Below are 24,035 nucleotides of genomic sequence, written 5' to 3' on the forward strand. Positions count from 1 at the left end.
AATAATTATGTTTGGAAAATTACATATTGCGGTGCGAAAAATGAGCGTGGGTTTAGGAGTTTTGGCTATCGCGGTGAGTTATGCATATGCCCAGCAATGGGAAGATGTAGGAGGTGTGGCAACCATTTCCGCGGGAGGAAGCAGTTATAATAATCTGGTAATCAACAATGGAAAATATTATGTTTCTTATTATGATACTTCTGTTGCAAAAGGTTCTGTACAGATGTTTGACGGAGCTTCATGGTCGTACGTAGGAGGAAGTGCGGGAATTACCAACGGGACGGCAACTTTTAATTCTTTAAGTTTGGATGGCGTAGGTAACTTATATTATACCAATCAGGGAACGGGGCTTGAAGTTCGTCAGTTCAACGGAAATTCGTGGACACAATTACCAAGTCCGACCACAAGCACAATTAATTATCAGGCTTCGGCAGTTTCTGCTTCCAATGTTTTATTTACCTATTCCACTCACAATTCCGGAACGGTTCAAAGGTATGTAAACGGAACCTGGGAACAGGTAGGAAACACAGGATTTTCAAACGGAGCTGCTTTTGCCGAAATGGTGATCGGGACAAATAATAAAGTCTATACCTGTAATACTTCAAGCGGAGTAAAAGTTTACGAGAATACAACGACAGCAACGGCTTCAGATAACTGGACTTTAGTGGGCGGAAGTATTGTAGATGCTTCTTCCTCCGGTGAGCAATATACTTCAGACATAGCGATCGACGCCAATAATAATTTGTATGTCGCTTATGTTTCCAATGTAGCAAACGGACAAAAATTAAATGTAAAAAAATTCGACGGAACAAACTGGATACAACTGGGAAATAGCAATTTTTCCAGTGGGAAAGTGCAACACGTTGCCATTGCGGTGACTTCCACAGGAACGCCTTATGTGATTGCAAGCCGTTGGGAAAATGATGATTATTTAAGAAATACAGCTTACAGATTAGATAACGCATCCCAAACCTGGACGACTTTTGGAGGAAATTTTATTTCAGACGGTCAGGCAACCTTCAATGATTTGGCAATTGATAAAGCCAATAATTACCTTGCTGCAGCCTATTCACAAAACGGAACGAAAGTGAAGAGAATTTCCCTTACTCCGGCTTGCAATAACACGGATCCGGGAACGAATACGGGAGATCTGGGCTGTGTTACATTCAATTACAGAGGCCAGTCTGTGACTTATACAACGGTAAGAGGTGCAGATGGAAAAGTGTGGTTTCAACAGAATTTGGGCAGCACAAAGGTTGCTTCTTCTTTTGATGATGTAGATTCTTTCGGAGACCTTTTCCAGTGGGGAAGATGGGATGACGGTCACCAGTTGAGAAATTCTGCCACGGCTACTACTCCTTCTACAAATTCTCCGGACGGATTATCAGGAATCAGTGCTTTCATCATTGGTTCAGGTTCCGGCTCATGGTGGGCGACAAATGCAACGAGTGATGCCTGGAATGCAGATTCAGCAGCGGCAATTTCTCAGGCAATCGGTGCAGATCCGTGCAAAGCAATCGGTTCGGGTTGGAAAATGCCTTCCCAGGCAGATTGGACAGGTTTGGTGAGCGCAGAAGGAATTGCCAATCCTGCCACAGCTTATTCAAGTTATCTGAAGTTACCAGCCGGAGGTAACAGAAGCAATACCACGGGTAGTTTCTCTTATGTTGGGCAGAGAGGATATTACTGGAGCTCAGACACAGCCAATACAGGCGGGAAATATCTGTACATCGGAACCACTATCGCCAATCCTTCATCCGGTGCACCAAGGGGACAGGGCGAGTCGGTAAGGTGTGTCAAAGATTTTACCGGATTAGCAACTTCAGATGTCAATAGTAAAATGAATTCAATCGGAATATATCCAAATCCTACCAATGGAATTTTAAATATTAAAACAGATTCATCCATTGAAAATGTAAATGTTATCAATGCTGTCGGACAAAAAATAAATGTTCAGTTCTCTAATCATCAGATTAATATACAAGGTCTTCCGAACGGGATGTATATTGTAGAATTAACATTAAAGAACGGGCAGAGCTTCTCTAAAAAAGTGGTGAAAAATTAATTTACACCTATTTGATTAATTGACAAAAAGCTTTTACTAAGCCTTTTGCTTTAAATATCGAGTTCATTTAAATTACATAGGAAATCCGGCGCGGGACGAAGTCCCGCGCCGGATTCTGTTTAAATAAAAAATATAGGTAAAATCTGAAAAGATTAAATGATATTAATTTCTACATGAATATTTCCTCTTGACATTTTAGAATAAGGACAAGTCTGATGAGCTTCTTCGGTAAGCAGTTTGGCAGTTTCATTATCGATTCCCGGAAGGCTTACATTCAAACGGGCCTGTAAAAAATAAGCATCATCTTCCATACATAGATCTACTTCTGCGTCTACAGCGGTTTCAGATGAAAGTCTGATTTTTCTTTTTCTCGCTGCGATTCCCAAAGCACCGATAAAACAAGCCGACCATCCTGCTGCAAAAAGCTGTTCAGGGTTTGTACCGGGTTCTGTTCCTCCGGGAGTTGAAAGTTTTACATTAAGATTATCGTCTGAACTTTTTGAAAATCCGTCACGTCCTCCTGTGGTGTGGGTTTTTCCTGTGTATAGTACTTTTTTTGCTTGTAAAGTTTGATTATTTTCCATCTTTAAAAAATTTAGATTGTTATTAATTGGTTTTTAAATTTCTGTGTCAAAATTAGCTTTGTTAAAAATTCTGTGTAACTATAAAATACATGAACCAGACATTTTTTAACTTAAATAAGACATTCCGAGTCCTGAATTATTTTGAATATCCATCCACTTCAACAATGGCATCTGCGAAAGATTTCGGATCTTCCTGAGGAACATTGTGCCCGATTCCTTTTAAAATTTTATGTGAATATTTTCCTGTAAATCGGTCTGCATAAGCTTTTCCGTCAATGGCCGCTCCGTCAAAATCACTGCTGATGGTAATTGAAGGAACTGTAATCACCGGGCGGGTAAAAAGTTTTTTCTCCAAAGCATCATATTTTGTTTCTCCTTTTGCTAAAGACAACCTCCAACGGTAATTGTGAATAACGATCGCCACATGATCAGGATTATTGAAAGACTGAGCGGTTTGGTCGTAAGTTGCTTTATCAAAATTCCATAAAGGAGAAGCGATTTTCCAGATCAGCTTATTAAAGTCATACGTATTGTCTTTATATCCTTTTTCACCGCGCTCTGTGGAGAAGTAATATTGATACCACCATCCCAATTCCGCTGCAGGAGGCAAAGGTTTTTTGTTGGCTTCAAGATTAGTGATCAAATATCCGCTTACGGAAACCAGTCCTTTCACTCGCTCCGGCCAAAGTGCCGCCATTACATCTGCCGTTCTTGCTCCCCAATCAAATCCTCCAACGATCGCTTTGTCGATCTTTAATGCATCCATCAAAGCAATAATATCACTTGCAACAGCCGATTGCTGCCCGTTTCTCATGGTCTTGTCAGAAAGAAAACGAGTGGTTCCGAAACCTCTTAAATAAGGGGTGATTACTCTGTATCCTTTCGCTGTCAGCATAGGAACTACTTCCTCGTAACTGTGGATGTCATAAGGCCATCCGTGAAGTAAAATGACTGGTGTTCCGTCAGAGGAACCTGCTTCTGTATAACCAATATTCAGAACTCCTGCGTCGATTTGTTTTAAAGTGCCTAATGAGCCTTTTGTTTGTTGAGCGTTTAACCCAAAACTGAAAATTAAAACTAAGATCGCACTGATCAAATATTTTTTAATAATAAAAATCTGTTGGGGTGTTGAGTTGTAAAGCATAATTATTAAGATTTTAAATTTGATGATTCAAAAGTAGGTTCTTACTCAGCTTAAAGCCATTGTAAATTAGCCGAACCGGACAAAACTTACGTTAAATAAGACAAAACGCAAGGTTAAATCAAAGTATTAAATTTATTAGTTAATGCATAGTATTTCAACAGGTTAATATTCATCTTTTTTCAATAAAAAATGAATAATTCTCAAAAAATAAATTACTTTCGTATCGTACTAACTTGAAAAAAACAATTTTTATGAAGAAATTTTATTCTGGTGTTCTGGTGTTTATCGTTGCTCTGTTTTTTGGACAGATCAGCTACACCATTACTCCAAATCCGTTCAATGAAACGGATGCCATTACACTTACCGTCCCTGGAAATCAGATTGATGAATCTGCATGGGGAGTTTCAAATAATGCTATTTATATCTGGTCGTGGTCTTTGGACACCAATTACCAGAACAGTCAGGATTGCCCTACCAATGGAAGCTGGAACAATTCTAATGAGTTGAATAAATTAAATTACAATTCCGTCACAGATACTTATTCACTATCATTTACACCAACTACTTTTTACGGTAGAACAGGAATCGGAAGATTTGGATTTTTATTAAAAGATAAAACGGGTTCTCATCAGACATCTCCTGATATTTTTGTAAATGTTGGTATTTTAAATTTAACTATGACAAATCCTGCCGCGAACAGCTTGACTTCGGTTCCGACGGGAAATTCAATCAACATTACGGCCACAACAAATGTTAATGCTACTTTTCAGTTAAAAGCAAACGGAACTGTTGTAAATTCTACTTCAACAGCGACAACTTCTTACTCATATAATTACACCGTAACTGGCGATGCCAATATGGAATTGATCGCAACGGATACAAATTCAAATTCGAAAAATGCAACTTTTATTTTACAGGTTCCAAGGAATGTAATTTCTGAAGCCATTCCGAATTGGATCAGACAGGGAATCAATTATCATCCGACCGATAATACAAAAGTAGGGTTGGCTTTATATGCTCCGACTAAAGATTTCGTTCATGTGATCGGAAGCTTCAACAATTGGGCGGTAGATGATGCTTATTTAATGAAAAGAGACACTACAAATCCGGATTTATACTGGATTGAATTGAGTGGGTTAACCCCGCAGCAATTATATACTTTCCAATACAGGACAAATGACCTGAGAAAAGTGGCAGATCCTTACTCTCCACAGATTTTATCTTCTTATGACGATCAATGGATTTCTCCCGCAACATACCCGAATTTACCTGCATTTCCTGCCGGACAGGGATTTGAAGTTTCTCTATTCAAAACAGGGCAGACTCCTTACAATTGGCAGATGACCAATTTCACAAGGCCGGCTAAAGAAAACTTGGTTGTTTATGAATTATTATTAAGAGATTTTACCCAGGAAAAAAACTGGCAGTCATTGATTAACAAAATCAATTATTTAAAAGGATTAAATATCAACGCGATCGAGCTAATGCCAATCATGGAATTTGAAGGCAATCTTTCATGGGGATACAATACGTCTTTCCATTATGCTTTGGATAAAGCGTACGGAACGCCTGAAAAATTCAAAGAATTTGTGGATCTGTGCCATCAGAATGGTATCGCTGTTATTCTGGATGTTGCCTTCAACCACGCAACGGGAAGATCGCCTCTGGTAAGACTGTGGAATGTAGATCCGGATGGCGACGGCTATGGTAATGTTGCAGCCAACAACCCATATTTCAATACAGTACCGAAACATTCATACAATGTTTTCAATGATTTTAACCACACAAGTTCTTCAACTAAGTATTACGTTGAAAGATGTCTTCAGCAATGGCTTACGGAATATCATATCGACGGATTCCGTTGGGATCTGACGAAAGGATTCACGCAAAGCTGCTCTGAAAATGATGAAACCTGTACCAACGCTTATCAGCAGGACAGGGTAGACATCATGAAATATTATGCCGACAAACAATGGGCAATCGATCCGAATTCTTATATGATTTTTGAACATTTGGGAACCGATCAGGAAGAGCAGCAATGGGCAAATTACAGAATTGCAGAAGGAAAAGGCGTTATGCTTTGGAATAAGCAGACCGATCCTTACAACCAGAATACGATGGGCTACAAAGAAAACAGCAACTATGACAGAATGAATCATGCGCTTCACGGTTTTACTAATATGCATGCCGTAGGATACGGGGAAAGCCATGATGAAGAAAGATTAATGTTTAAAAATCTTGCTTATGGTGCAGTGAACGGAAGTTATGATGTTAAAAATTTAAACACTGCCCTTGAAAGAATGAAAACTTTCGGTGCTACATTCTTCACAATTCCCGGTCCGAAAATGATCTGGCAATTTGGAGAGTTGGGCTATGAATTCAGCATCAACAGATGTGCGGACGGATCTATCAACAGCGGCTGCAGAACAGATGAAAAACCTATCGCCTTCACTTTAGGATATGACACGAACGCCAATAGAAAAGCAGTGTATGATACTTGGGCGAAAATCATTAATATCAGAAACACCTATCCTGTATTTAAGTCAAAAACATACAGTGTAGAATCCAATAATCTTGCAAATGATCCGGATGGTTTGATTACAAGAATTTATGTGTATGATAATACGCTTACAAACGGAGTGAAAAATATTGTGGTTTTGGCGAATTATACGACTGCATCTCAAAATGTTGTGCCTTATTTTCCTTACACAGGGCAATGGCAGAATTTAAAGGATAATTCGATCTCAAATATCACTTCTACAACAGCTCCGATCACCCTTCTGCCAGGAGAATTCAGAATCTTTGGAAATTATGTGGGAAGCTTGTCGACCATCGATGAAAATGTTGAAAACAAATTATCACTACAGATTGCTGATAACCCTGTGAAGAATGGTTTGGCAAGATTAATTTACCACAAAGCCAAAAACGGAGAAATCACAATCTACGATATGAGCGGTAAAAAAATGGATTCATTTAAATTAAAAAATGAAGACGGAACCTATGAATTAAAAACAAATTATCAGACCGGAACTTATCTGGTGCATTTAAAATCTGAAACCGGAGTTGCCATTCAGAAGATGATTGTAAAATAAGATACAATTTGTAATTCTAATGACAAAAATAATAAATAAAGAGAGGTAGTTTCTACCTCTCTTTTCTATGGCATCAAGATTCACCATTCACAATTGACATTTTGCTGTTTTCAAAAATTAGTCTACCTTTGCAGTAGATTTATCAAGAAAGGTGGAGGGATTTGGCCCTGTGAAACCTTAGCAACCAACACAATTCCAGTGTGTAAAGGTGCTAATTCCAACCCGATCGGGGGAAGATAATGCCATGGCAATTCTGCTGTTATTCCATTTTCTTGAAGTCTTTGTGTCTACGGATTTTGTCCGTTCAGGTTTATTATTAATTTTGCAAAAAACAAAAGATGAAAAAACTAAGCATTTCAATTTTATTGCTTGGAGCAGTTTTCGCGTCAGCGCAGGAAAAGGAAAAAGAACAACAGATAGAGGACGTGATCATCGTCGGAAACCGTAATGCCAAACGCACGAAAGTGGAAACTCCGGTTCCGGTGGATGTGATCAATATCGAAAAAATACAAAAGTCTTCACCACAGATTACCGTTCAGGATTTATTAAATTATGTAATTCCGTCATTCAATTCCGTAAGACAATCGGCTTCCGATGGTACGGAACACATCGATCCCGTAACGTTGAGAGGAATGGGACCTGATCAGGTGCTGGTTTTGGTGAATGGTAAAAGAAGACATACAACATCTCTGGTTAATTATCAAAATACAGTCGGAAATGGTTCTGTAGGAACGGATTTAAGCACAATTCCGGTTATCGCCATCGACAGAATAGAAGTATTGAGAGACGGAGCGGCAGCTCAGTACGGTTCAGACGCCATTGCAGGGGTTATCAATATTATTCTTAAAAAAGATATCGGTGGATCAGCCAGCTTAAATTACGGAATAACAGGAAGAAACGACGGAGAAACATATCAGGCAGGAGTAAATTACGGAGCTTCTCTTGGAAAAAAAGGAAGTTATATCAATCTCTCTTTACAATTAAACCAAAGAGGAAAAACAATACGAACACAAAATCATAATCTTGATATTTTCGGAAGTAATTTTGCCTATGATTTCGCTGCAGATCCGGCGGCGGCAAGAGCTGCGGATGATGCCATCATCAAAGAAAGAGGCTTAACCCGTGATGATTTCAATTTCCAGATCGGGGATGCTCAAATAAAGCAGGCACAGCTGTTTTTCAATTCAGAATATTCTTTTAATGATCATCTGAAATTTTATTCTTTTGGAGGATTCAGTATTAAAGAAGGGGAGGGTTTTGGTTTCAGAAGGCTTCCAAGCGAGACTTCCAATGTTGTGGCGGAACTTTATCCCAACGGATTTCAGCCGGTTTTAGGATCAAAGGTGTATGATCTGTCTTATGCCATCGGATTAAAATATAATAAAAATGACTGGTTTTTTGATTTGAGCAATACTTTCGGAAATAATATTTTTAATTATAATGTAAGCAACACAAACAATGCATCATTAGGAATAAAATCACCTACAAGTTTTTATGCCGGAGCACACAGTTTCCTTCAAAATACCATTAATCTTGATGTTTCTAAAAATATTAAGAATTTCAATGTGGCTTTCGGAGGAGAATTCAGGTTTGAACAGTATGAAATAAAAGCCGGAGATGAAGCATCTTACGCGAGATATGACATTTACGGAAATTTGGTGACGGCTTCCACTCCTTCTGGTGATATTATCGGAGCTGGCGGCTCACAATCGTTCATTGGTTTTTCACCGAAAAATGCTTTGTCTAAATCGAGAAATTCAACAGCTGTTTATGCGGATGTTTCCTATGATTTAGATAAAAAATTAAATATTGATCTGGCCGGAAGATTCGAGAATTACTCGGATTTTGGAAGTACATTGAACGGGAAATTGGCGGTGAGATACGAATTTGTGAAAAACTATGCGATTCGTGCTGCGGTAGGAACGGGTTTCAGAGCGCCATCTTTGCAGCAGCAGTATTTTAATAATTCTTATGCAGACATCTCAACAACCGGAGACGGAATTGTAACAAAAGGAATTTTCACGAATTACAGTAAGGCTGCGGAAGTTTTAGGCTTTGATAAATTAAAACAGGAAACTTCTGTGAATGGAAGTGTAGGATTTACTTTAAAACCGGCCAGAGGATTATTCATAACATTGGACGGCTACTGGATTGGCGTGAAAGACAGAATTGTAATTACAAGTAATATTACAGATTCGAGATTACAGGATCCAAATATTGTAGGTGCCGGAAATGAGGTGGAAAGTGCGAGATTTTTCACAAACGCTGTCGATACGGAAACAAAAGGTGTTGATCTAGTGGTTTCCTACGACTGGAAAGTGGGAGGAGGAAATTTAAATATCAATCTCGCCGGAAATTACACCGAAACAAAAATCACAGATTTTCATTTTCCTGCCAATTTACAGACTCCGCAAAATGAATTTTTCGGACCGGATCAGGTGAACATCATCGAAACATTATCCCCAAAAACAAAGGCTACTCTGGGATTGAATTACGGAATGGGCAAGTTTAATTTTCTCGTAAGAAATACCTATTTCGGAAAAGTGACCAGAGACGGATATCCTTTTGGAGGAGTGCAAGAATTTACCCCAAAAGTAGTGACAGACGTGAGTGTGGGCTATAATTTTACAAAAAACATCAACCTTACCGCAGGAGCCAACAACGTTTTTGACGTCTTCCCGGATCTGCAGATCTATGAAAATTCTTATTTTGGAGTCTTCAAATATGCTCCTGTTCAGATGGGAACATTGGGGAATTATTTCTTTGGAAGACTTAATTTTACATTTTAATTAAATGAGTACCACCACTTCACACCAGATCGGCTGGAAAACCGCTGTAGCCATCGTCGTTTCGAATATGATCGGGACGGGTATTTTTACGACACTGGGTTTTCAGCTTGTTGATGTTACCAATACGTACAGCATTTTCCTGCTTTGGATTATCGGGGGTATTCTGGCTTTATTCGGGGCTTTTTGCTATGCCGAATTAGGGTCTCATTTCAAAGGGAACGGCGGCGATTTTATTTATCTTAAAGAAACCTACCATCCGCTGTTGGGATATCTGGTGAGCTGGATTTCTCTGATTATCGGATTCTCTTCTCCGGTAGCTCTCGCGGCTCTTGCGATGTCAAAATATTTGTCGGCTTTTAATTATTCTTTCGGAAACGGATTTGCCATCGGAATGATTTTTCTGGTTGCTATATTTTTATCATTTAGTTTAAAAGCTTCGAGTAGATTTCATAATTTTTTTACAGTCATTAAAATCGTTTTTATCATTGTCTTAATTATCCTCGGCGTCGGACTTTCTGAGCCGGAAATCGGGAACAGTTTAAACTTTGATAATTCCTGGCAGAATGAGATCATGCTTCCTGCTTTTGCGACTTCTTTGGTTTTTGTAACCTATTCATATACAGGATGGAACTCGGCTTCTTACATTGCGGGAGAAATTGAAGATGTACAAAAAAATCTTCCCAAATCATTAATTGTCGGGACGGTTTTCGTAACAGTTTGCTATCTTTTTGTGAATTTTATTATGCTAAAACATGCGCCCCTGCATCAGCTGGCAGGGAAAGAAGATGTGATGGGAGAAGCCGCGAATAATATGCTTGGTCATACCTTTGGAAAGGTGGTGAATATTTTCATCGCTTTACAATTGGTGGCGACAATCAGCGGGTATTTGTGGGTAGGTTCGAGATTGACGCAGGCTTTTGCTAAAGAAAATAAATTATGGAAAACCTTATCAGCCAGTAATAATAAAAGAATTCCGGTTCGTGCTATTTTTGCACATGCCGTCATTGCATCACTGATTATTTTAACGGGAAGCTTTAAAGAGATTTTTGTGTATACTTCTTTTATACTTCAGTTGTTTGCCAGTCTGGCGATTTCTACGGCTTATTTTATTAAAAAAGATCAGAGGAAGATTTTTAAATCAAACTTATTTTACATTTTCCCAACGGTTTTTCTGTTGTTCAGTGTGTATATTTTATACTTCACTTTAGTTCATAATCCGAAGGAAAGCATTATCGGCTTGGGAATTGTGGCGGTAGGAATTGTTTTGTATTGGATCGATAGAAAAATTACAAGATCTCAAATTGATTCCTGATTTTTTTGAATCATTAATTTAATTTTAACGCAAAAATTAATTATGTAAACTTTTGATTTTTAGAAGGAAAAGGCAAATAGATTTACTTCGCGAAGCTTGAAAATACCACTTCATCAAATCAACTTGTTGATAATCTTTGCTCACTTGAATGTATTACTCTTTAAATTAAATCTTTGCGTTAAAAAAACTTAGACACAATTAGTATTAGCATGTCATTCTAAGCGAAACCGAAGAATATCTAATAATGCAGCCTAGATTCTTCCAGTCTGACAAAAAGGTTTTAAAAATAATTAAAAAATCATCTATCATTCGCTGAGTGAAACGTCTTAGCGAACAAAAAATATTTACAATTATTTCAAAGAAAAAACTTCGCGATCATTGTGTTAAAACAAATCCGTCATTAATATAGAATCTTAAGTTAAAGTCTTCGACTCCGCTCAGACTGACAAAAAGGTTTTAAAAATAATTAAAAAATCATTTATCATTCGCTGAGTGAAACGCCTTAGCAAACGAAAAATATTTACAATTATTTCAAAGAAAAAACTTCGCGATCATTGCGTTAAAACAAATCCGTCTTTAATATAGAATCTTAAGTTAAAGTCTTCGACTCCGCTCAGACTGACAAAAAGGGTTTAAAAAATAATTAAAAATCATCTATCATTCGCTAAGTGAAACGCCTTAGCGAACGAAAAATACCCACATTTAATTCAAAGAAAAAGCTTCGCGAACATTGCGTTAAAACAAATCCATTATTAATAAAGAATTTTTTAAGTTAAAGTCTTCGATTCCGCTCAAACTGACACTGGCTAGATGCCTTAAAATAGATTGTCTACTACGTTCCAACTCCATTCAGAATGATAAAATCAAGTAAAAACTAAAAAAACATAGAAAATTAGAATCAAAAAAATAATGTAATAAGATGGGTTATTGAGTTTTGAATTAATAATTCTTATCTTTGCACCCACAAAATTTTCATAATGTCTAAATCATTAATTCCAAAATTAGAAGCTATAAAACAACGATATAATGAGGTGGCAGACCTTATTATTCAGCCTGATGTTATTTCTGATCAGAAAAGATATTCTTCTCTGAACAAAGAATATAGCGATTTGGGGAAAATTGTAAAAGTTTATGATCAATATAAAGGTGCTTTAGATTCTATTGAAGAATCCGACGAAATCATTGCCGATGGATCAGACAGAGATCTGGTAGATCTGGCAAAAGAAGAAAAACTTGAAGCACAGGCGAGAATTCCGGGATTGGAAGAAGAATTAAAAGTATTATTAATTCCTAAAGATCCTGCAGATGATAAAAACGTAATCGTGGAATTGCGTGCCGGAACGGGTGGTGATGAAGCCGCAATTTTTGTGGAGGATATTTACAGAATGTATTCCATGTATTTCAAAACGAAAGGATGGAAACATGAAGTGACGGATTCCAATGAAGCGGCGAAAGGCTACAAAGAACTCATCATGAAGGTAGAAGGAGAAGGCGTTTACGGAATCATGAAGTTTGAATCGGGAGTTCACCGTGTACAGCGTGTTCCTGAAACGGAATCTCAGGGTAGAGTTCACACTTCCGCAATCACAATAGCAGTTCTTCCGGAAGCTGAAGAGGTGGATGTTGAAATCAATCCTGCGGATATCGAGATGCAGACTTCACGTTCAGGTGGAGCCGGAGGTCAGAACGTAAACAAGGTAGAAACAAAAGTTCAGTTGACACACAAACCTTCAGGAATTGTGGTGGTTTGTCAGCAGGCGCGTTCTCAGTTGGCCAACCGTGAATTGGCGATGGAAATGCTTCGTGCCAAATTATACGATATCAAGCTGCAGGAAGTGCAGGGAGATATTGCCGCACAGAGAAAAACGATGGTTTCTACAGGTGATCGTTCTGCGAAGATCAAAACATACAATTATCCTCAGGGAAGGGTGACAGATCATAGAATCAACAAGTCTATGTACAACCTCGATGCCTATATGAACGGAGATATTTCCGAAATGATCGATGCCGTAATCATGGCTGAAAACGCCGAAAAAATGAAAGGCGAAGAAGAAAGTTTATAAAATCTTTACATAAAATCTTTTTAAAGTCTCCGGGTTTCCGGGGGCTTTTCTTTTTTTTGGTTTTAAAATTAATTTTTATGAAAACATGGTATTTCATTAAAAAATAACTATCTATAATTGAATATTATTGAAAAAATCAATCAATATTGGATATTTTTTAATTAAAATTAAATATATTTATCCCGCTCTTGAATTCAGGGGCTTTTTTACACTAAAACTGAGAAAAACTATACTTATGAAAATCTTTAAAGCTATTCTGGTAGCGATGATGATACTTTGTATCCAAAACTTAAAATCACAAAATATTTTAAAGCCTGAAACTGTTTTTAGTTTGTATTTTAATTCCTTTGTAAAATATGACGATGATTCTGTAAAAGAGCTTAATAGCTATCTCATCAATTTTTTGGGCAAAGACAATACTTATAGAATGAATCTTAGAGACGCTTATAATGAGAGAGTAGAATATTTTACCAAGATTTTCCTTTCCAATCTTCCTCCTGATGTTGCTTCGGAATGTAAGAAAGAAGCTCAGGATTATTTTAATGTTTTGGTGAATAATTTTAAAGAAGGAAAATATATCATTAAAAGCGTAAAATCAGTTCATAATAAATACGGGCAAAATGAGGATTTGTCGGAGGTTGTTTATGAAGCGAGTTTTAAAGTTCCCTCAGATATTTCAGGATTCGAAATGGGAAATATTAAAACTATCGATGCCGGAACCATAAAAAAGTATCTTACAGATCTTACAGATCATTTTAAAAATTCGGATAAGACTATTTCAGTTGAACACACTTTTAATTTGTACGAGGTCAAGTACGGCCGCGACACCTATTACTGGAACGGCGGACCGCAGGAACTGGCCTGGAAGCTGAACGAGTTTTATTTTAAAAATATAAACTGATATTAAAAGCCACTACTTTTCAGTGGTTTTTTTATTTGGTTGAGATTCATTATTTTTGGTAAAATCGAAATTTGATATGAATTTTAAACCGATCTTATTAACCGCCGGAGTTTTGTTTTCGGCAACATTGTATTCACAAAAAATGATGTATCCTAAAGCATTAAAAGGCAGCCAGAAAGATACCTATTTCGGAACTGCAGTGGCAGACCCGTTCCGGGATTTGGAAAAAGATTCTGATGCAACGAAAAAATGGGTGGATGAAGAAGTGGCGTACAGCCAGAATTACCTTTCGCAGATTCCTTTCAGAGAGGATATTAAAAAACAGCTCACGAATATCTGGAATTATGAAAAAATTTCTGCCCCTTTCAAAGAAGGCGATTACACCTATTTTTATAAAAATGACGGATTACAGGCACAATCGGTTTTATACAGAACAGATAATAAAACAAAAGTAACGGAAGTATTTCTGGATCCGAATAAATTTTCGGCAAAAGGAACCACTTCATTATCTCAATTATCTTTCAACAAAAAAGGAAATCTTGCAGCTTATTCGATTTCGGAAGGCGGTAGCGACTGGAATAAAATCATCATCATTGATGCTATTTCTAAAAAACAGATCGATGAAACTTTAATCGATGTAAAATTCAGCGGCATTGCATGGCAGGGAGATGAAGGGTTCTACTATTCAAGCTATGACAAGCCGAAAGAAGGAACCGTACTTTCCGGAATGACAGATAAACACAAGGTGTATTTTCATAAATTAGGAACAAAACAGTCTGAAGATCAATTGATTTTCGGAGGCGAAAAAACTCCGAGAAGATATCTGGGAGCTGATGTTTCTGAAGATCAGAGATACCTGATTATTTCTGCAGCAAACGCTACCAACGGAAATGAATTATATATAAAAGATTTAAAAAACGGAGGAGACTTTGTTCAGATCAACAAAGGTTTTGATATCAATGCCAATGTTGTAGATACACAGGGTGATGATATTTTTATTTATACCGATAAAGATGCTCCGAACGGACGTTTGGTGAAAACGACCATTAAAAATCCGGCACCGGAAACCTGGAAAGATGTTATCCCTCAAACTGAAAATGTACTGGGAATCACTACTGGAGGAGGCTATTTCTTCGCAACATATATGATCGATGCGATTGATAAAGTAAAACAGTATGATAAAAACGGGAAACTGGTGAGAGAAATTTCTCTTCCGGGAAAAGGAAATGTTTCAGGTTTCGGAGGTAAAGAAAAAGAGAAAGAACTCTATTTTTCGTTTACCAATTATATCACTCCGGGAACTACCTATAAATTCAATGCAGATACGGGAAAATCAGAGGTTTATCAAAAGCCGAAAGTGATGTTTAATCCTGATGATTATGTTTCTGAACAGGTATTTTACACGTCCAACGACGGCACAAAAATCCCGATGATGATCAATTACAAAAAAGGAACAAAACTGGATGGTAAAAATCCAACTATTTTGTACTCTTACGGTGGGTTCAACATCAGTTTGCAGCCTGCTTTTTCCGTTGTTAATGCAATCTGGATGGAAAACGGAGGTATCTACGCCGTTCCGAACATCCGTGGTGGTGGTGAGTATGGTAAAAAATGGCACGACGCAGGAACGAAGCAGCAAAAGAAAAATGTTTTCAACGACTTCATTGCCGCAGGAGAATATTTACAAACTAAAGGATATACTTCCAAAGAATATATGGCACTTTCAGGTCGATCAAATGGAGGATTGCTGGTTGGTGCAACCATGACGATGCGTCCTGATCTGGCAAAAGTTGCTTTTCCGGGGGTAGGCGTTTTGGATATGTTGAGATATAATAAATTCACGGCCGGTGCAGGTTGGTCTTACGATTATGGAACAGCGGAAGACAGCAAGGAAATGTTCGAATATTTAAAATCTTATTCTCCGGTTCATAATGTAAAAGCGGGAACTTGCTACCCATCAACAATGATTATTACAAGTGATCATGATGACAGAGTTGTTCCGGCACATTCTTTTAAATTCGGGGCAGAGCTACAGGAAAAACAGGCTTGCGACAATCCTATTTTATTAAGAATCGAAAAAAATGCAGGACACGGAGCAGGAAGGTCAACCGAACAGGTGATCAGCGAAAATGCAGATCTGATTTCTTTTGCTTTATACGAAATGGGAATTAGAAAATTAGGAAAATAATTAATAAATCAATATAAACATCAATAGAAACGGGCTTTAGCCCGTTTTTTTATTTTAAACACAAATCAGTACAAATTTTTTCACAAATACCCACAATAATCTGTGTAAATCCGTGAAATCTGTGGAAAACAAAAAAGACACCCATTTCATCATCCCTGAACTAAAAATGTATTTTTAATTAAAACCAATCCACGGCTTTTAGCATAAATATCCCACAATCATCTGCCTAATCAGCAAAATTCGCGAGAGCAAAAAAATAAAATCAATGCTTCCCACACCACAAACAGCTAAAAAATGAATCCAAAATTATTATTTCAAAAATGCGTAATTTTAGCCATCTAATAAATCTGAAAGTATGAGACGGGAAGTTCAGAATAAAACTCCTCAATTTAATATCATTGAAAAACACACGGAAGTCTATCCATTCGAGAAAGATGGATTGCAGCTGAAATCTTCTTACAAAGCAGAAGATGTTAAAAATCAAGAATTAACACACACTGCTCCCGGAATTGCACCCTATTTAAGAGGGCCCTATTCCACAATGTATGTTCAAAAACCTTGGACGATCCGTCAGTATGCAGGATTTTCAACAGCGGAAGAATCCAATGCTTTTTACAGAAGAAATCTGGCAGCCGGGCAGAAAGGACTATCCGTAGCCTTCGATTTAGCGACACACAGAGGATACGATTCCGATCACGCCAGAGTGGTGGGTGACGTGGGAAAAGCTGGCGTTGCGATTGATTCTGTGGAGGATATGAAGATTTTATTTAATGAAATTCCATTAGATCAGATTTCAGTTTCCATGACGATGAACGGTGCGGTTTTACCGATTTTATCTTTTTATATCGTGGCTGCGGAAGAGCAGGGTGTGAAGCAGGAATTACTTTCAGGAACCATTCAGAATGATATTTTGAAGGAATTCATGGTGAGAAATACCTACATTTATCCACCTGCGCCTTCAATGAAAATCATTGCCGATATTTTTGAATACACTTCTCAGAATATCCCTAAGTTTAATTCAATTTCAATTTCCGGGTATCACATGCAGGAAGCCGGGGCAACGCCGGTTCTGGAAATGGCTTACACGCTTGCAGACGGACTGGAATATGTAAGAACAGGGATAAAAGCAGGAATGAATGTCGATGATTTCGCCCCAAGATTATCCTTCTTCTGGGCTATCGGAATGAATCACTTCATGGAAATTGCAAAAATGCGTGCTGCAAGATATATCTGGGCAGAATTGTTGAAGCAATTCAATCCGCAAAATCCAAAATCGTTAGCTTTAAGAACGCATTCTCAGACATCAGGATGGTCTTTAACGGAGCAGGAACCATTTAACAATATTACAAGAACAGCGATTGAAGCACTATCTTCAGCGTTGGGCGGCACTCAGTCTCTTCACACCAATGCTTTGGATGAAGCCATTGCGCTTCCGACAGATTATTCTGCGAAAATTGCGAGAAATACACAGATCATTCTTCAGCAGGAGAGCGGAATCTGTGATGTTGTAGATCCGATGGGTGGAAGTAATCTGGTGGAAAGTCTGACTCAACAGATGATTGAGGAAGCCATGAAATACATCGATGAGGTGGAGCAGGAAGGCGGAATGACAAAAGCCATCGAAGCAGGAATTCCAAAGATGAGAATCGAAGAAGCGGCAGCAAGAAAACAGGCAAAAATCGATAGTGGGGAAGAATTTATCATTGGAGTTAATTCATTTAGGTCTTCTTTAAAACAAGAAGCTATTGAGATCTTGGATATTGATAATACGGAAGTTCGAAGAAAGCAAATCGAAAGATTAGAATCAATAAAGAAAAATAGAAATTCAGAAGCGGTTGAACAGATTTTAAATGAAATCAGAGAATCTGCAAAAACAGGAAAAGGAAACCTTCTCGCATTGTGTATCGAAGCGGCTCGCAGAAGAGTGACGCTTGGTGAAATGAGCGATGCGATGGAAGAAAGCTTCGGAAGATATAAAGCAAATATTAAAACAATTTCCGGTGTATATGCTATGAATGCAGGAAAAAATGAATATTTCGAAAAAGCCCTGAACCTTACTCAGAAATTTGAAGAAGAAGAAGGACGCCGACCAAGATTAATGGTGGCCAAAATGGGTCAGGACGGGCACGACAGAGGAGCAAAAGTAGTAGCCACGGCATTTGCGGACATGGGATTTGACGTAGACGTTGCGCCGTTATTCCAGACTCCGGAAGAGGTGGCAAAACAGGCGGTAGAAAATGATATTCACATTTTGGGAGTTTCATCATTGGCGGCGGGGCACAAAACATTGGTTCCGCAGGTGGTTGAAGAATTGAAAAAGCTTGGTGCAGACGATATTACCATCGTTGTTGGTGGAGTAATTCCGCAACAGGATTATGAATTCCTATATGCCAACGGAGCAGATTTCATCTTCGGTCCGGGAACAAATCTTCCTAAGTGCGCCGTAGATATTTTGGAGAAATTTTTAAATTAAATTAACTTTTAGAAAGTGTAAGTTGCACAGCTTTTGTATAGTTTAATGAAAAATTTCATTATGGCTTATACAGTAGTTTCAGTATTTCCGGTGACTGTAGATACAGAGGAAATTAAAAAAGATTTAAAAGATAAAGGCTTTGACGAAGCAAATATTATCATCTCAAAGTCTAAAGTAGAAAGCGGATTGGATGATTATCAGGAAGATGAGCAGACGAAAAGCTTTTTCGATTACGTGTTTGCTCACGACGCCGAAATGTTGGATGCCTACCGCAAACACAGCATAGGGCGAAACAACGTTGTTGTCTATGCAGATAATCTCGAGCACGCAAGACTGGCAAAAACCGTTCTCAATGAAAAAGGAGCTCTTGAAGTCTACAGAAGACCTTCGGATCACCAGGATATTACGGAAGGAATGACAGAAGAAGAATACAACGGAATCATTGCCAAAGCAAAGCATAATATTTATTTTCTGGGATCAGAAAGGGTGTATCACCCCAATGTTGTCAAGGGAATGGATGACCCGATGGACGATCTCGGATCAAAAGATTAAAACAAAATACAAAACCTGAATGAGAAAGTATTCAGGTTTTTTTATTAAAAAATTTGGATATTCAGAAAAATTAATATATTTGCACCTGAAAATCAAGTTTAACCATTTAAAAAAACAACGAAGCAATGTTCAAAGCAACACAGAATTTTACAGTTGGATTACCGCTTATGGTGGTAAGGCTTCGTGGTTTGGTACACTCTTAGAATAACAATACAATGAAATATCAAAACCCGAAGTCGTAGAGATTTCAGGTTTTTTATTGCGCAATATTTCAAACTCAAAACAGTTTCCCCGAAATCTTTTTTTATAAAATTTAGGAGCTTTTTCGAATAGCAGATAATTTTTATTTGAAGCTATTCCCCGCTTGTAGTTTATACTGAGCGAAGTCGAAGTGCTATATCTTTTTCATTACGGCCTCCGCTTCGCTGCGGCCGCAACAAAAAAGGATGTCGCTACAATCGGGGCTAATGATAACGCTCTACCAATCAAAACCTAGCAGGTTTCAAAAACCTGTTAGGTTTGAATAAAACAATCAACTAAAATTTTAGTTGGAAAAATAATAGATGCAAAATGTCTATCATCTCGCATCTATTATCTTAAATCTAAAACAATGGGAAATTTAAAACTAAAAGGAAAAGATATATTAAAAATAGGCTATCCAAACAATCAGAGTGTCAATATCGCTTTGGAAGTCATGAAAAGAAATTTTGCAACGAAAAATATTCATCATGTGAAATCTCTTTTAAAGGAAATTTTGCTCAATCCGGAAAATTATGAAAAAGATTTAACCTTCGGACAAATCGCAGAAGCCTTGCTTTCATCTAAGAAAACTGAAAAAAGAATGCTCAATACCAACCGTGCTTCTTTCCAGATTTTCGGAAACAATATTTCGGATGAAGCAAAAAACCAGCTGTACACCGCATTGAAACTTCCGATTTCAACACAGGGAGCTTTGATGCCCGATGCACACAGTGGTTACGGACTTCCGATCGGTGGAGTTCTCGCCGTAGAAAATGCCGTGATTCCTTATGGAGTCGGCATGGATATCGGCTGTAGAATGTCGCTCAGTATTTTGGATACTCCTGTTTCATATCTTGACGGTGCGAGAGATAAATACGAAAAAGCGCTCGCCGAACACACCAAATTCGGGATGTATGAAACCCATAAATCTCACATCGAACATGAAATTTTCGACAGAGATACGTTCGATATGATTCCGATTTTGAGGAGATTAAAAGGAAAAGCCATTAAGCAGATGGGAACTTCCGGAGGCGGAAATCATTTTGTAGAATTCGGAGAGGTTGAAATTACGGAAGAAGACGACCAGATCGGACTTCCAAAAGGAAAATACCTTGGAATCCTTTCTCACAGCGGATCGCGTGGATTGGGAGCAGAAATAGCTCAGTATTATTCAAGAGTGGCGGCAGAACAATGTCCATTGCCGAAAGAAGCCCAAAACTTCGCCTGGCTGGATTTGAACACGCATCTCGGTTTGGAATACTGGACGGCTATGAACTTGGCAGGAGATTACGCTTCAGCTTGTCACGACGACATTCACAGAAGATTGGTGAAAGCTGTCGGAGGCCGGGTAAAAGCCAGAATTGAAAACCACCACAACTTCGCATGGAAAGAAATTCATAACGGAAAAGAGGTGATTGTTCACAGAAAAGGAGCAACTCCGGCGAATGAAAATGAATTGGGAATGATCCCCGGATCGATGACTGCAAAAGGTTTCATCGTTCGTGGAAAAGGAAACCCGGATTCGCTGAATTCGGCTTCTCACGGAGCAGGAAGAGCACACTCGAGAGGAGAATGCAGAAGTCTTTTCACCCAAAATGACATCAAAAAAGAATTAAAACTCAAAAATGTCACTTTGATGGGCGGAAATACCGAAGAAGCTCCGATGGCGTACAAAGACATCAATGAAGTCATGAACGCACAGAGCGAATTAGTCGATATTCTGGGAACTTTCCAGCCAAGAATTGTGAGAATGGATAAGTAATGTGTTGCTAGTTGATAGTTTCTGGTTGATAATCTGATAACTAGTAGCAAGCAACCATCAACAACAAGCTATTAACAAAATAAAAAAAAATGGGAGCACCACACAACATAAAACGATACGGTGAAGTCTGGCCGGAATTTAGAATTCAACACGGACTGAAAATTTTAGAAAAATTAAAAAATAAAGTCATTTTATCAGGAGGATGGGCGTGGCATTTTATGTCTGAAACAGGGCATACGGAATACAAACACGCTCACGACCATAAGGATATTGATGTTTTTGTAAAGAAAGAAAATGTAGCTGAAGTGGTAATGATTCTTCAGCAGGAAGGCTTTCAGAAAGTCTGGACGAGGTACGATCATCTGCCCAGCGAAGAAAACTTCCGCAGATATGAGAAAACAATCGAACTGGAAAACGGAAAGTTTCACAGAATCACCATCGATTTTTTCGAAAGAAACGATTTGGAAACGGTGGCAACCAACGGATTTATAGTGGTAAAGCCTGATGTTTTACTTTCATTTTACAGAAATATTCATTCGAGCGATAAATGTTGGGCAGTGATGGCTGCAAAAGATTTATTGGAAAGAGGAATTGATCCTGTCGGTCACCCGAGATTAAGTGAAATGCCAAAATAGCAATGGAAAAATTAATACAAATCACCTCAGGAAGAGGACCTTTGGAATGTCAATGGGTAGTTGCCAAAGTTCTGAAGGTCTTTCTTGAGGAAGCAAAAGATAACAAAATAGACTACGAAATCATCCACCGCGAAAATGGGGATGAAAACCTGACCTTAAAATCAGCAACCCTACTTTTAAAATCAAAAAATGTAAATGAATTTTTACAAACATGGTTGGGAAGTATTTGCTGGACGGGAAAAAGCACATTCCGAAAACTGCATAAAAGAAGCAATTGGTTCATCGGTATTTTCGAATTGGAAGGACTGGAGAAAATTAATTTTAATGAAAAAGATATTCAGTTTCAGACGACAAGAAGCCAGGGAAGTGGCGGACAAAACGTGAATAAAGTGAACACTGCTGTTCGGGCGACTCATATTCCGACGGGGCAAAGTGTTTTCGTACAGGATTCGCGCTCGCAGCTGGAGAATAAAAAATTGTCTGTCACAAGATTGAAAGAAAAAGTTTTGGAGCAGAACATCATTCAGCTTCAGAAACGAATGCAGGAAACGTGGAACAATCATTTGCAGGTACAGAGAGGAAATCCGGTTCGCACATTTTCCGGAACGGATTTTAAAAAGAATTATCAGGAAAAATCTTTCAAAAAACAAAGAAATCAACTGAAAAACGAATTAAAAAACTATAAAAATGACCTTAACTAAAAATAAATACTACTTCGAGGCCTTAGATAATTATCCTTACAGCCTCCCAGCTTGCCTGGAAGCGTTGAACTACGCCTTGTCCTACGATCCTGAAGATGCAGACAGCCTGTGTCTGATGGGAAGAATCTACAGCGAAATGCTGACTGACTACGAAAGAGCAAAACTGTATTTTGAAGAAGCGATGCAGTGCAATATGTCGAATCTCAACACACCACAATATTTTATCAAATGTCTTTTGGATAATGAAGATCTGGATGAAGCAGAAAAACTGATAGAATATTCACTGAAAATCAAAGGGATAGATAAGTGCAGGATTCTTATTCATCAATCGTTGCTGTTCGAAATAAAATTTGAATATGACAAAGCTTTGAAACCTTTACAGGAAGCAAAAAAATTCGCTTATGGTCAGAGTATGCTTGATTTTTTAAGCAGCAGAGAAAAATTCATCAAAGCAAAAATGCCTAAAAAGCCGAAGAAAAAACAAATTAAAAAGAAGAAGGAGACGAAATAAGTCTCCTTTTTTTGTAAATTTAATAATGGAATTACGGTTTGAACTAAAACATCTTCAATTAAAAGAAACATTTTCAATTGCTTACGGGAACTACAACAAAAGGGAAGCATTACTTATAGAACTTTCTCATCAGAATAGTAAAGGCTACGGTGAATGTGTTGCGATAGACTATTATAAAATCGATCTTCAGTATTTTGTTTTAAAATTAAAGGAAATTAAGGGAAAAATTGAAGCTCAGAAAATCATTCATCCGAAAGAATTTTTTCATTTTTTATTGAGCCTTGATCTTCATCCGTTTTTGCTTTCTGCGCTGGATTGCGCGTATTGGGATCTTTTCGGAAAACTGGAAAATAAAAGTTTTATTGAATTAAATCAGCTTCCTTCTGACAATCTGGTGGAAAGTTCGATCACTATTTCCGTTGGAGATATTGATAAACAGATTCAAAAAATTGAGAAAAGTAGTTGGAACAAATTCAAAGTAAAATGCAAAGGTCTTGATACAAATACTGTTGAAAAACTTTTAGAATTAAATAAAAACATCGCATTAGATTCCAATGCAAGTTTTACCGATGAAGATTGTCTTTGGCTTCAGGAAAATATTAATGTTCAGAAGTTTACTTATCTCGAACAACCAAGACCGATTGACAATTACAAAATCTTAAAAAAAGAAAGCTTTGCGAACTGGATGGCAGACGAAGATTGTCAGAACTTAGATTCTCTGGACGAATTAATTCCGTATTATAAAAGCATCAATATCAAATTAATGAAATGTGGCGGACTGACTCCCGCACTGGAAATGATCAAAAAAGCAAGGGAATTAAACTACAAAATCATGATCGGCTGCATGACAGAATCCACCGTCGGAATTTCCGCGGGTTGTGTCTTGACAGGGCTTGTCGATTATACCGATTTAGACGGGGCCAATCTCATTTCCAATGATTATGCGACCGGAAATTCTGTAGAAAACGGTAAAATAATGCTTTCGCAAAAACCGGGTTTGGGAATTGATTTGAAATGAATTTA

16 protein-coding genes and 1 riboswitch are annotated in these 24,035 nt (G+C 37.9%); of the genes, 14 read left to right on the forward strand and 2 right to left on the reverse strand.

Annotation, left to right across the window (positions count from 1 at the left end):
- Positions 1-7 precede the first annotated feature (7 nt).
- Entirely contained in the window at positions 8-2,065 is a 2,058-nt protein-coding gene (locus BMX24_RS15690) for a T9SS type A sorting domain-containing protein (protein ID WP_089794346.1), read from the forward strand.
- A gap of 152 nt (positions 2,066-2,217) precedes the next feature.
- On the opposite strand, the gene BMX24_RS15695 is transcribed toward BMX24_RS15690, so the two are convergent.
- A complete protein-coding gene (locus BMX24_RS15695; protein WP_089794348.1) occupies positions 2,218-2,649 on the reverse strand; it encodes an organic hydroperoxide resistance protein in 432 nt (143 codons plus the stop codon).
- A gap of 136 nt (positions 2,650-2,785) precedes the next feature.
- Positions 2,786-3,793 (reverse strand): alpha/beta fold hydrolase, encoded by a 1,008-nt coding sequence (locus tag BMX24_RS15700; RefSeq protein ID WP_089794350.1) that lies wholly within the window; start codon positions 3,791-3,793, stop codon positions 2,786-2,788.
- Between the two features lie 251 nt (positions 3,794-4,044).
- On the opposite strand from BMX24_RS15700, the gene BMX24_RS15705 reads away from it, so the two are divergent.
- The 13 genes from BMX24_RS15705 (at position 4,045) to BMX24_RS15765 (ending at position 24,030) form a co-directional block, all read left to right on the forward strand.
- Positions 4,045-6,885, forward strand: coding sequence for an alpha-amylase family glycosyl hydrolase (locus BMX24_RS15705; RefSeq protein ID WP_089794351.1), 2,841 nt, complete (start codon positions 4,045-4,047; stop codon positions 6,883-6,885).
- 136 nt (positions 6,886-7,021) lie between these two features.
- Positions 7,022-7,128, forward strand: a riboswitch (SAM riboswitch).
- Positions 7,129-7,223: 95 nt separating this feature from the next.
- Positions 7,224-9,674, forward strand: coding sequence for a TonB-dependent receptor plug domain-containing protein (locus BMX24_RS15710; RefSeq protein WP_089794354.1), 2,451 nt, complete (start codon positions 7,224-7,226; stop codon positions 9,672-9,674).
- A gap of 4 nt (positions 9,675-9,678) precedes the next feature.
- Positions 9,679-10,986, forward strand: a complete 1,308-nt coding sequence (locus BMX24_RS15715; RefSeq protein WP_089794356.1) for an APC family permease — start codon at positions 9,679-9,681, stop codon at positions 10,984-10,986.
- A gap of 977 nt (positions 10,987-11,963) precedes the next feature.
- Positions 11,964-13,049, forward strand: coding sequence for a peptide chain release factor 1 (gene prfA, locus BMX24_RS15720; RefSeq protein WP_089794359.1), 1,086 nt, complete (start codon positions 11,964-11,966; stop codon positions 13,047-13,049).
- A gap of 235 nt (positions 13,050-13,284) precedes the next feature.
- Entirely contained in the window at positions 13,285-13,950 is a 666-nt protein-coding gene (locus BMX24_RS15725; protein ID WP_139176862.1) for a hypothetical protein, read from the forward strand.
- Between the two features lie 76 nt (positions 13,951-14,026).
- Positions 14,027-16,138 carry a prolyl oligopeptidase family serine peptidase gene (locus BMX24_RS15730; protein ID WP_089794743.1) on the forward strand — a complete coding sequence of 704 codons (2,112 nt, stop codon included), beginning with the start codon at positions 14,027-14,029 and terminating at the stop codon, positions 16,136-16,138.
- A gap of 355 nt (positions 16,139-16,493) precedes the next feature.
- A complete protein-coding gene (gene scpA, locus BMX24_RS15735) occupies positions 16,494-18,611 on the forward strand; it encodes a methylmalonyl-CoA mutase (protein ID WP_089794364.1) in 2,118 nt (705 codons plus the stop codon).
- 60 nt (positions 18,612-18,671) lie between these two features.
- Entirely contained in the window at positions 18,672-19,163 is a 492-nt protein-coding gene (locus BMX24_RS15740; RefSeq protein ID WP_139176864.1) for a hypothetical protein, read from the forward strand.
- Positions 19,164-19,773: 610 nt separating this feature from the next.
- On the forward strand, positions 19,774-21,165 hold the full coding sequence (locus tag BMX24_RS15745; RefSeq protein WP_089794369.1) for an RtcB family protein: 1,392 nt from the start codon (positions 19,774-19,776) through the stop codon (positions 21,163-21,165).
- A gap of 89 nt (positions 21,166-21,254) precedes the next feature.
- Entirely contained in the window at positions 21,255-21,800 is a 546-nt protein-coding gene (locus tag BMX24_RS15750; protein WP_089794371.1) for a nucleotidyltransferase domain-containing protein, read from the forward strand.
- 2 nt (positions 21,801-21,802) lie between these two features.
- Positions 21,803-22,501, forward strand: a complete 699-nt coding sequence (gene prfH, locus BMX24_RS15755) for a peptide chain release factor H (protein WP_089794373.1) — start codon at positions 21,803-21,805, stop codon at positions 22,499-22,501.
- The gene (locus BMX24_RS15760; protein ID WP_089794375.1) at positions 22,488-23,012 is read left to right on the forward strand and encodes a hypothetical protein; all 525 of its coding nucleotides are present in this window, start codon (positions 22,488-22,490) and stop codon (positions 23,010-23,012) included. The genes prfH and BMX24_RS15760 overlap by 14 nt, the downstream gene beginning before the upstream one ends.
- A 25-nt stretch (positions 23,013-23,037) precedes the next feature.
- Positions 23,038-24,030, forward strand: coding sequence for an enolase C-terminal domain-like protein (locus BMX24_RS15765; protein WP_089794377.1), 993 nt, complete (start codon positions 23,038-23,040; stop codon positions 24,028-24,030).
- The last annotated feature ends 5 nt before the right edge of the window (positions 24,031-24,035 follow it).

Source organism: Chryseobacterium wanjuense, from assembly GCF_900111495.1.
In the GTDB taxonomy this organism is placed as follows: Bacteria; Bacteroidota; Bacteroidia; order Flavobacteriales; family Weeksellaceae; genus Chryseobacterium; species Chryseobacterium wanjuense.

Excerpts from the sequence above, each read along its gene's own strand:
- BMX24_RS15705 (WP_089794351.1), top strand. The coding sequence starts at position 4,045 with ATGAAGAAATTTTATTCTGGTGTTCTGGTGTTTATCGTTGCTCTGTTT.
- BMX24_RS15725 (WP_139176862.1), top strand. The coding sequence starts at position 13,285 with ATGAAAATCTTTAAAGCTATTCTGGTAGCGATGATGATACTTTGTATC.
- BMX24_RS15700 (WP_089794350.1), bottom strand. The coding sequence starts at position 3,793 with ATGCTTTACAACTCAACACCCCAACAGATTTTTATTATTAAAAAATAT.
- BMX24_RS15740 (WP_139176864.1), top strand. The coding sequence starts at position 18,672 with ATGGCTTATACAGTAGTTTCAGTATTTCCGGTGACTGTAGATACAGAG.
- BMX24_RS15730 (WP_089794743.1), top strand. The coding sequence starts at position 14,027 with ATGAATTTTAAACCGATCTTATTAACCGCCGGAGTTTTGTTTTCGGCA.
- BMX24_RS15765 (WP_089794377.1), top strand. The coding sequence starts at position 23,038 with ATGGAATTACGGTTTGAACTAAAACATCTTCAATTAAAAGAAACATTT.
- scpA (WP_089794364.1), top strand. The coding sequence starts at position 16,494 with ATGAGACGGGAAGTTCAGAATAAAACTCCTCAATTTAATATCATTGAA.
- prfH (WP_089794373.1), top strand. The coding sequence starts at position 21,803 with ATGGAAAAATTAATACAAATCACCTCAGGAAGAGGACCTTTGGAATGT.
- BMX24_RS15760 (WP_089794375.1), top strand. The coding sequence starts at position 22,488 with ATGACCTTAACTAAAAATAAATACTACTTCGAGGCCTTAGATAATTAT.
- BMX24_RS15715 (WP_089794356.1), top strand. The coding sequence starts at position 9,679 with ATGAGTACCACCACTTCACACCAGATCGGCTGGAAAACCGCTGTAGCC.
- BMX24_RS15690 (WP_089794346.1), top strand. The coding sequence starts at position 8 with ATGTTTGGAAAATTACATATTGCGGTGCGAAAAATGAGCGTGGGTTTA.
- BMX24_RS15750 (WP_089794371.1), top strand. The coding sequence starts at position 21,255 with ATGGGAGCACCACACAACATAAAACGATACGGTGAAGTCTGGCCGGAA.
- BMX24_RS15745 (WP_089794369.1), top strand. The coding sequence starts at position 19,774 with ATGGGAAATTTAAAACTAAAAGGAAAAGATATATTAAAAATAGGCTAT.
- BMX24_RS15710 (WP_089794354.1), top strand. The coding sequence starts at position 7,224 with ATGAAAAAACTAAGCATTTCAATTTTATTGCTTGGAGCAGTTTTCGCG.
- BMX24_RS15695 (WP_089794348.1), bottom strand. The coding sequence starts at position 2,649 with ATGGAAAATAATCAAACTTTACAAGCAAAAAAAGTACTATACACAGGA.
- prfA (WP_089794359.1), top strand. The coding sequence starts at position 11,964 with ATGTCTAAATCATTAATTCCAAAATTAGAAGCTATAAAACAACGATAT.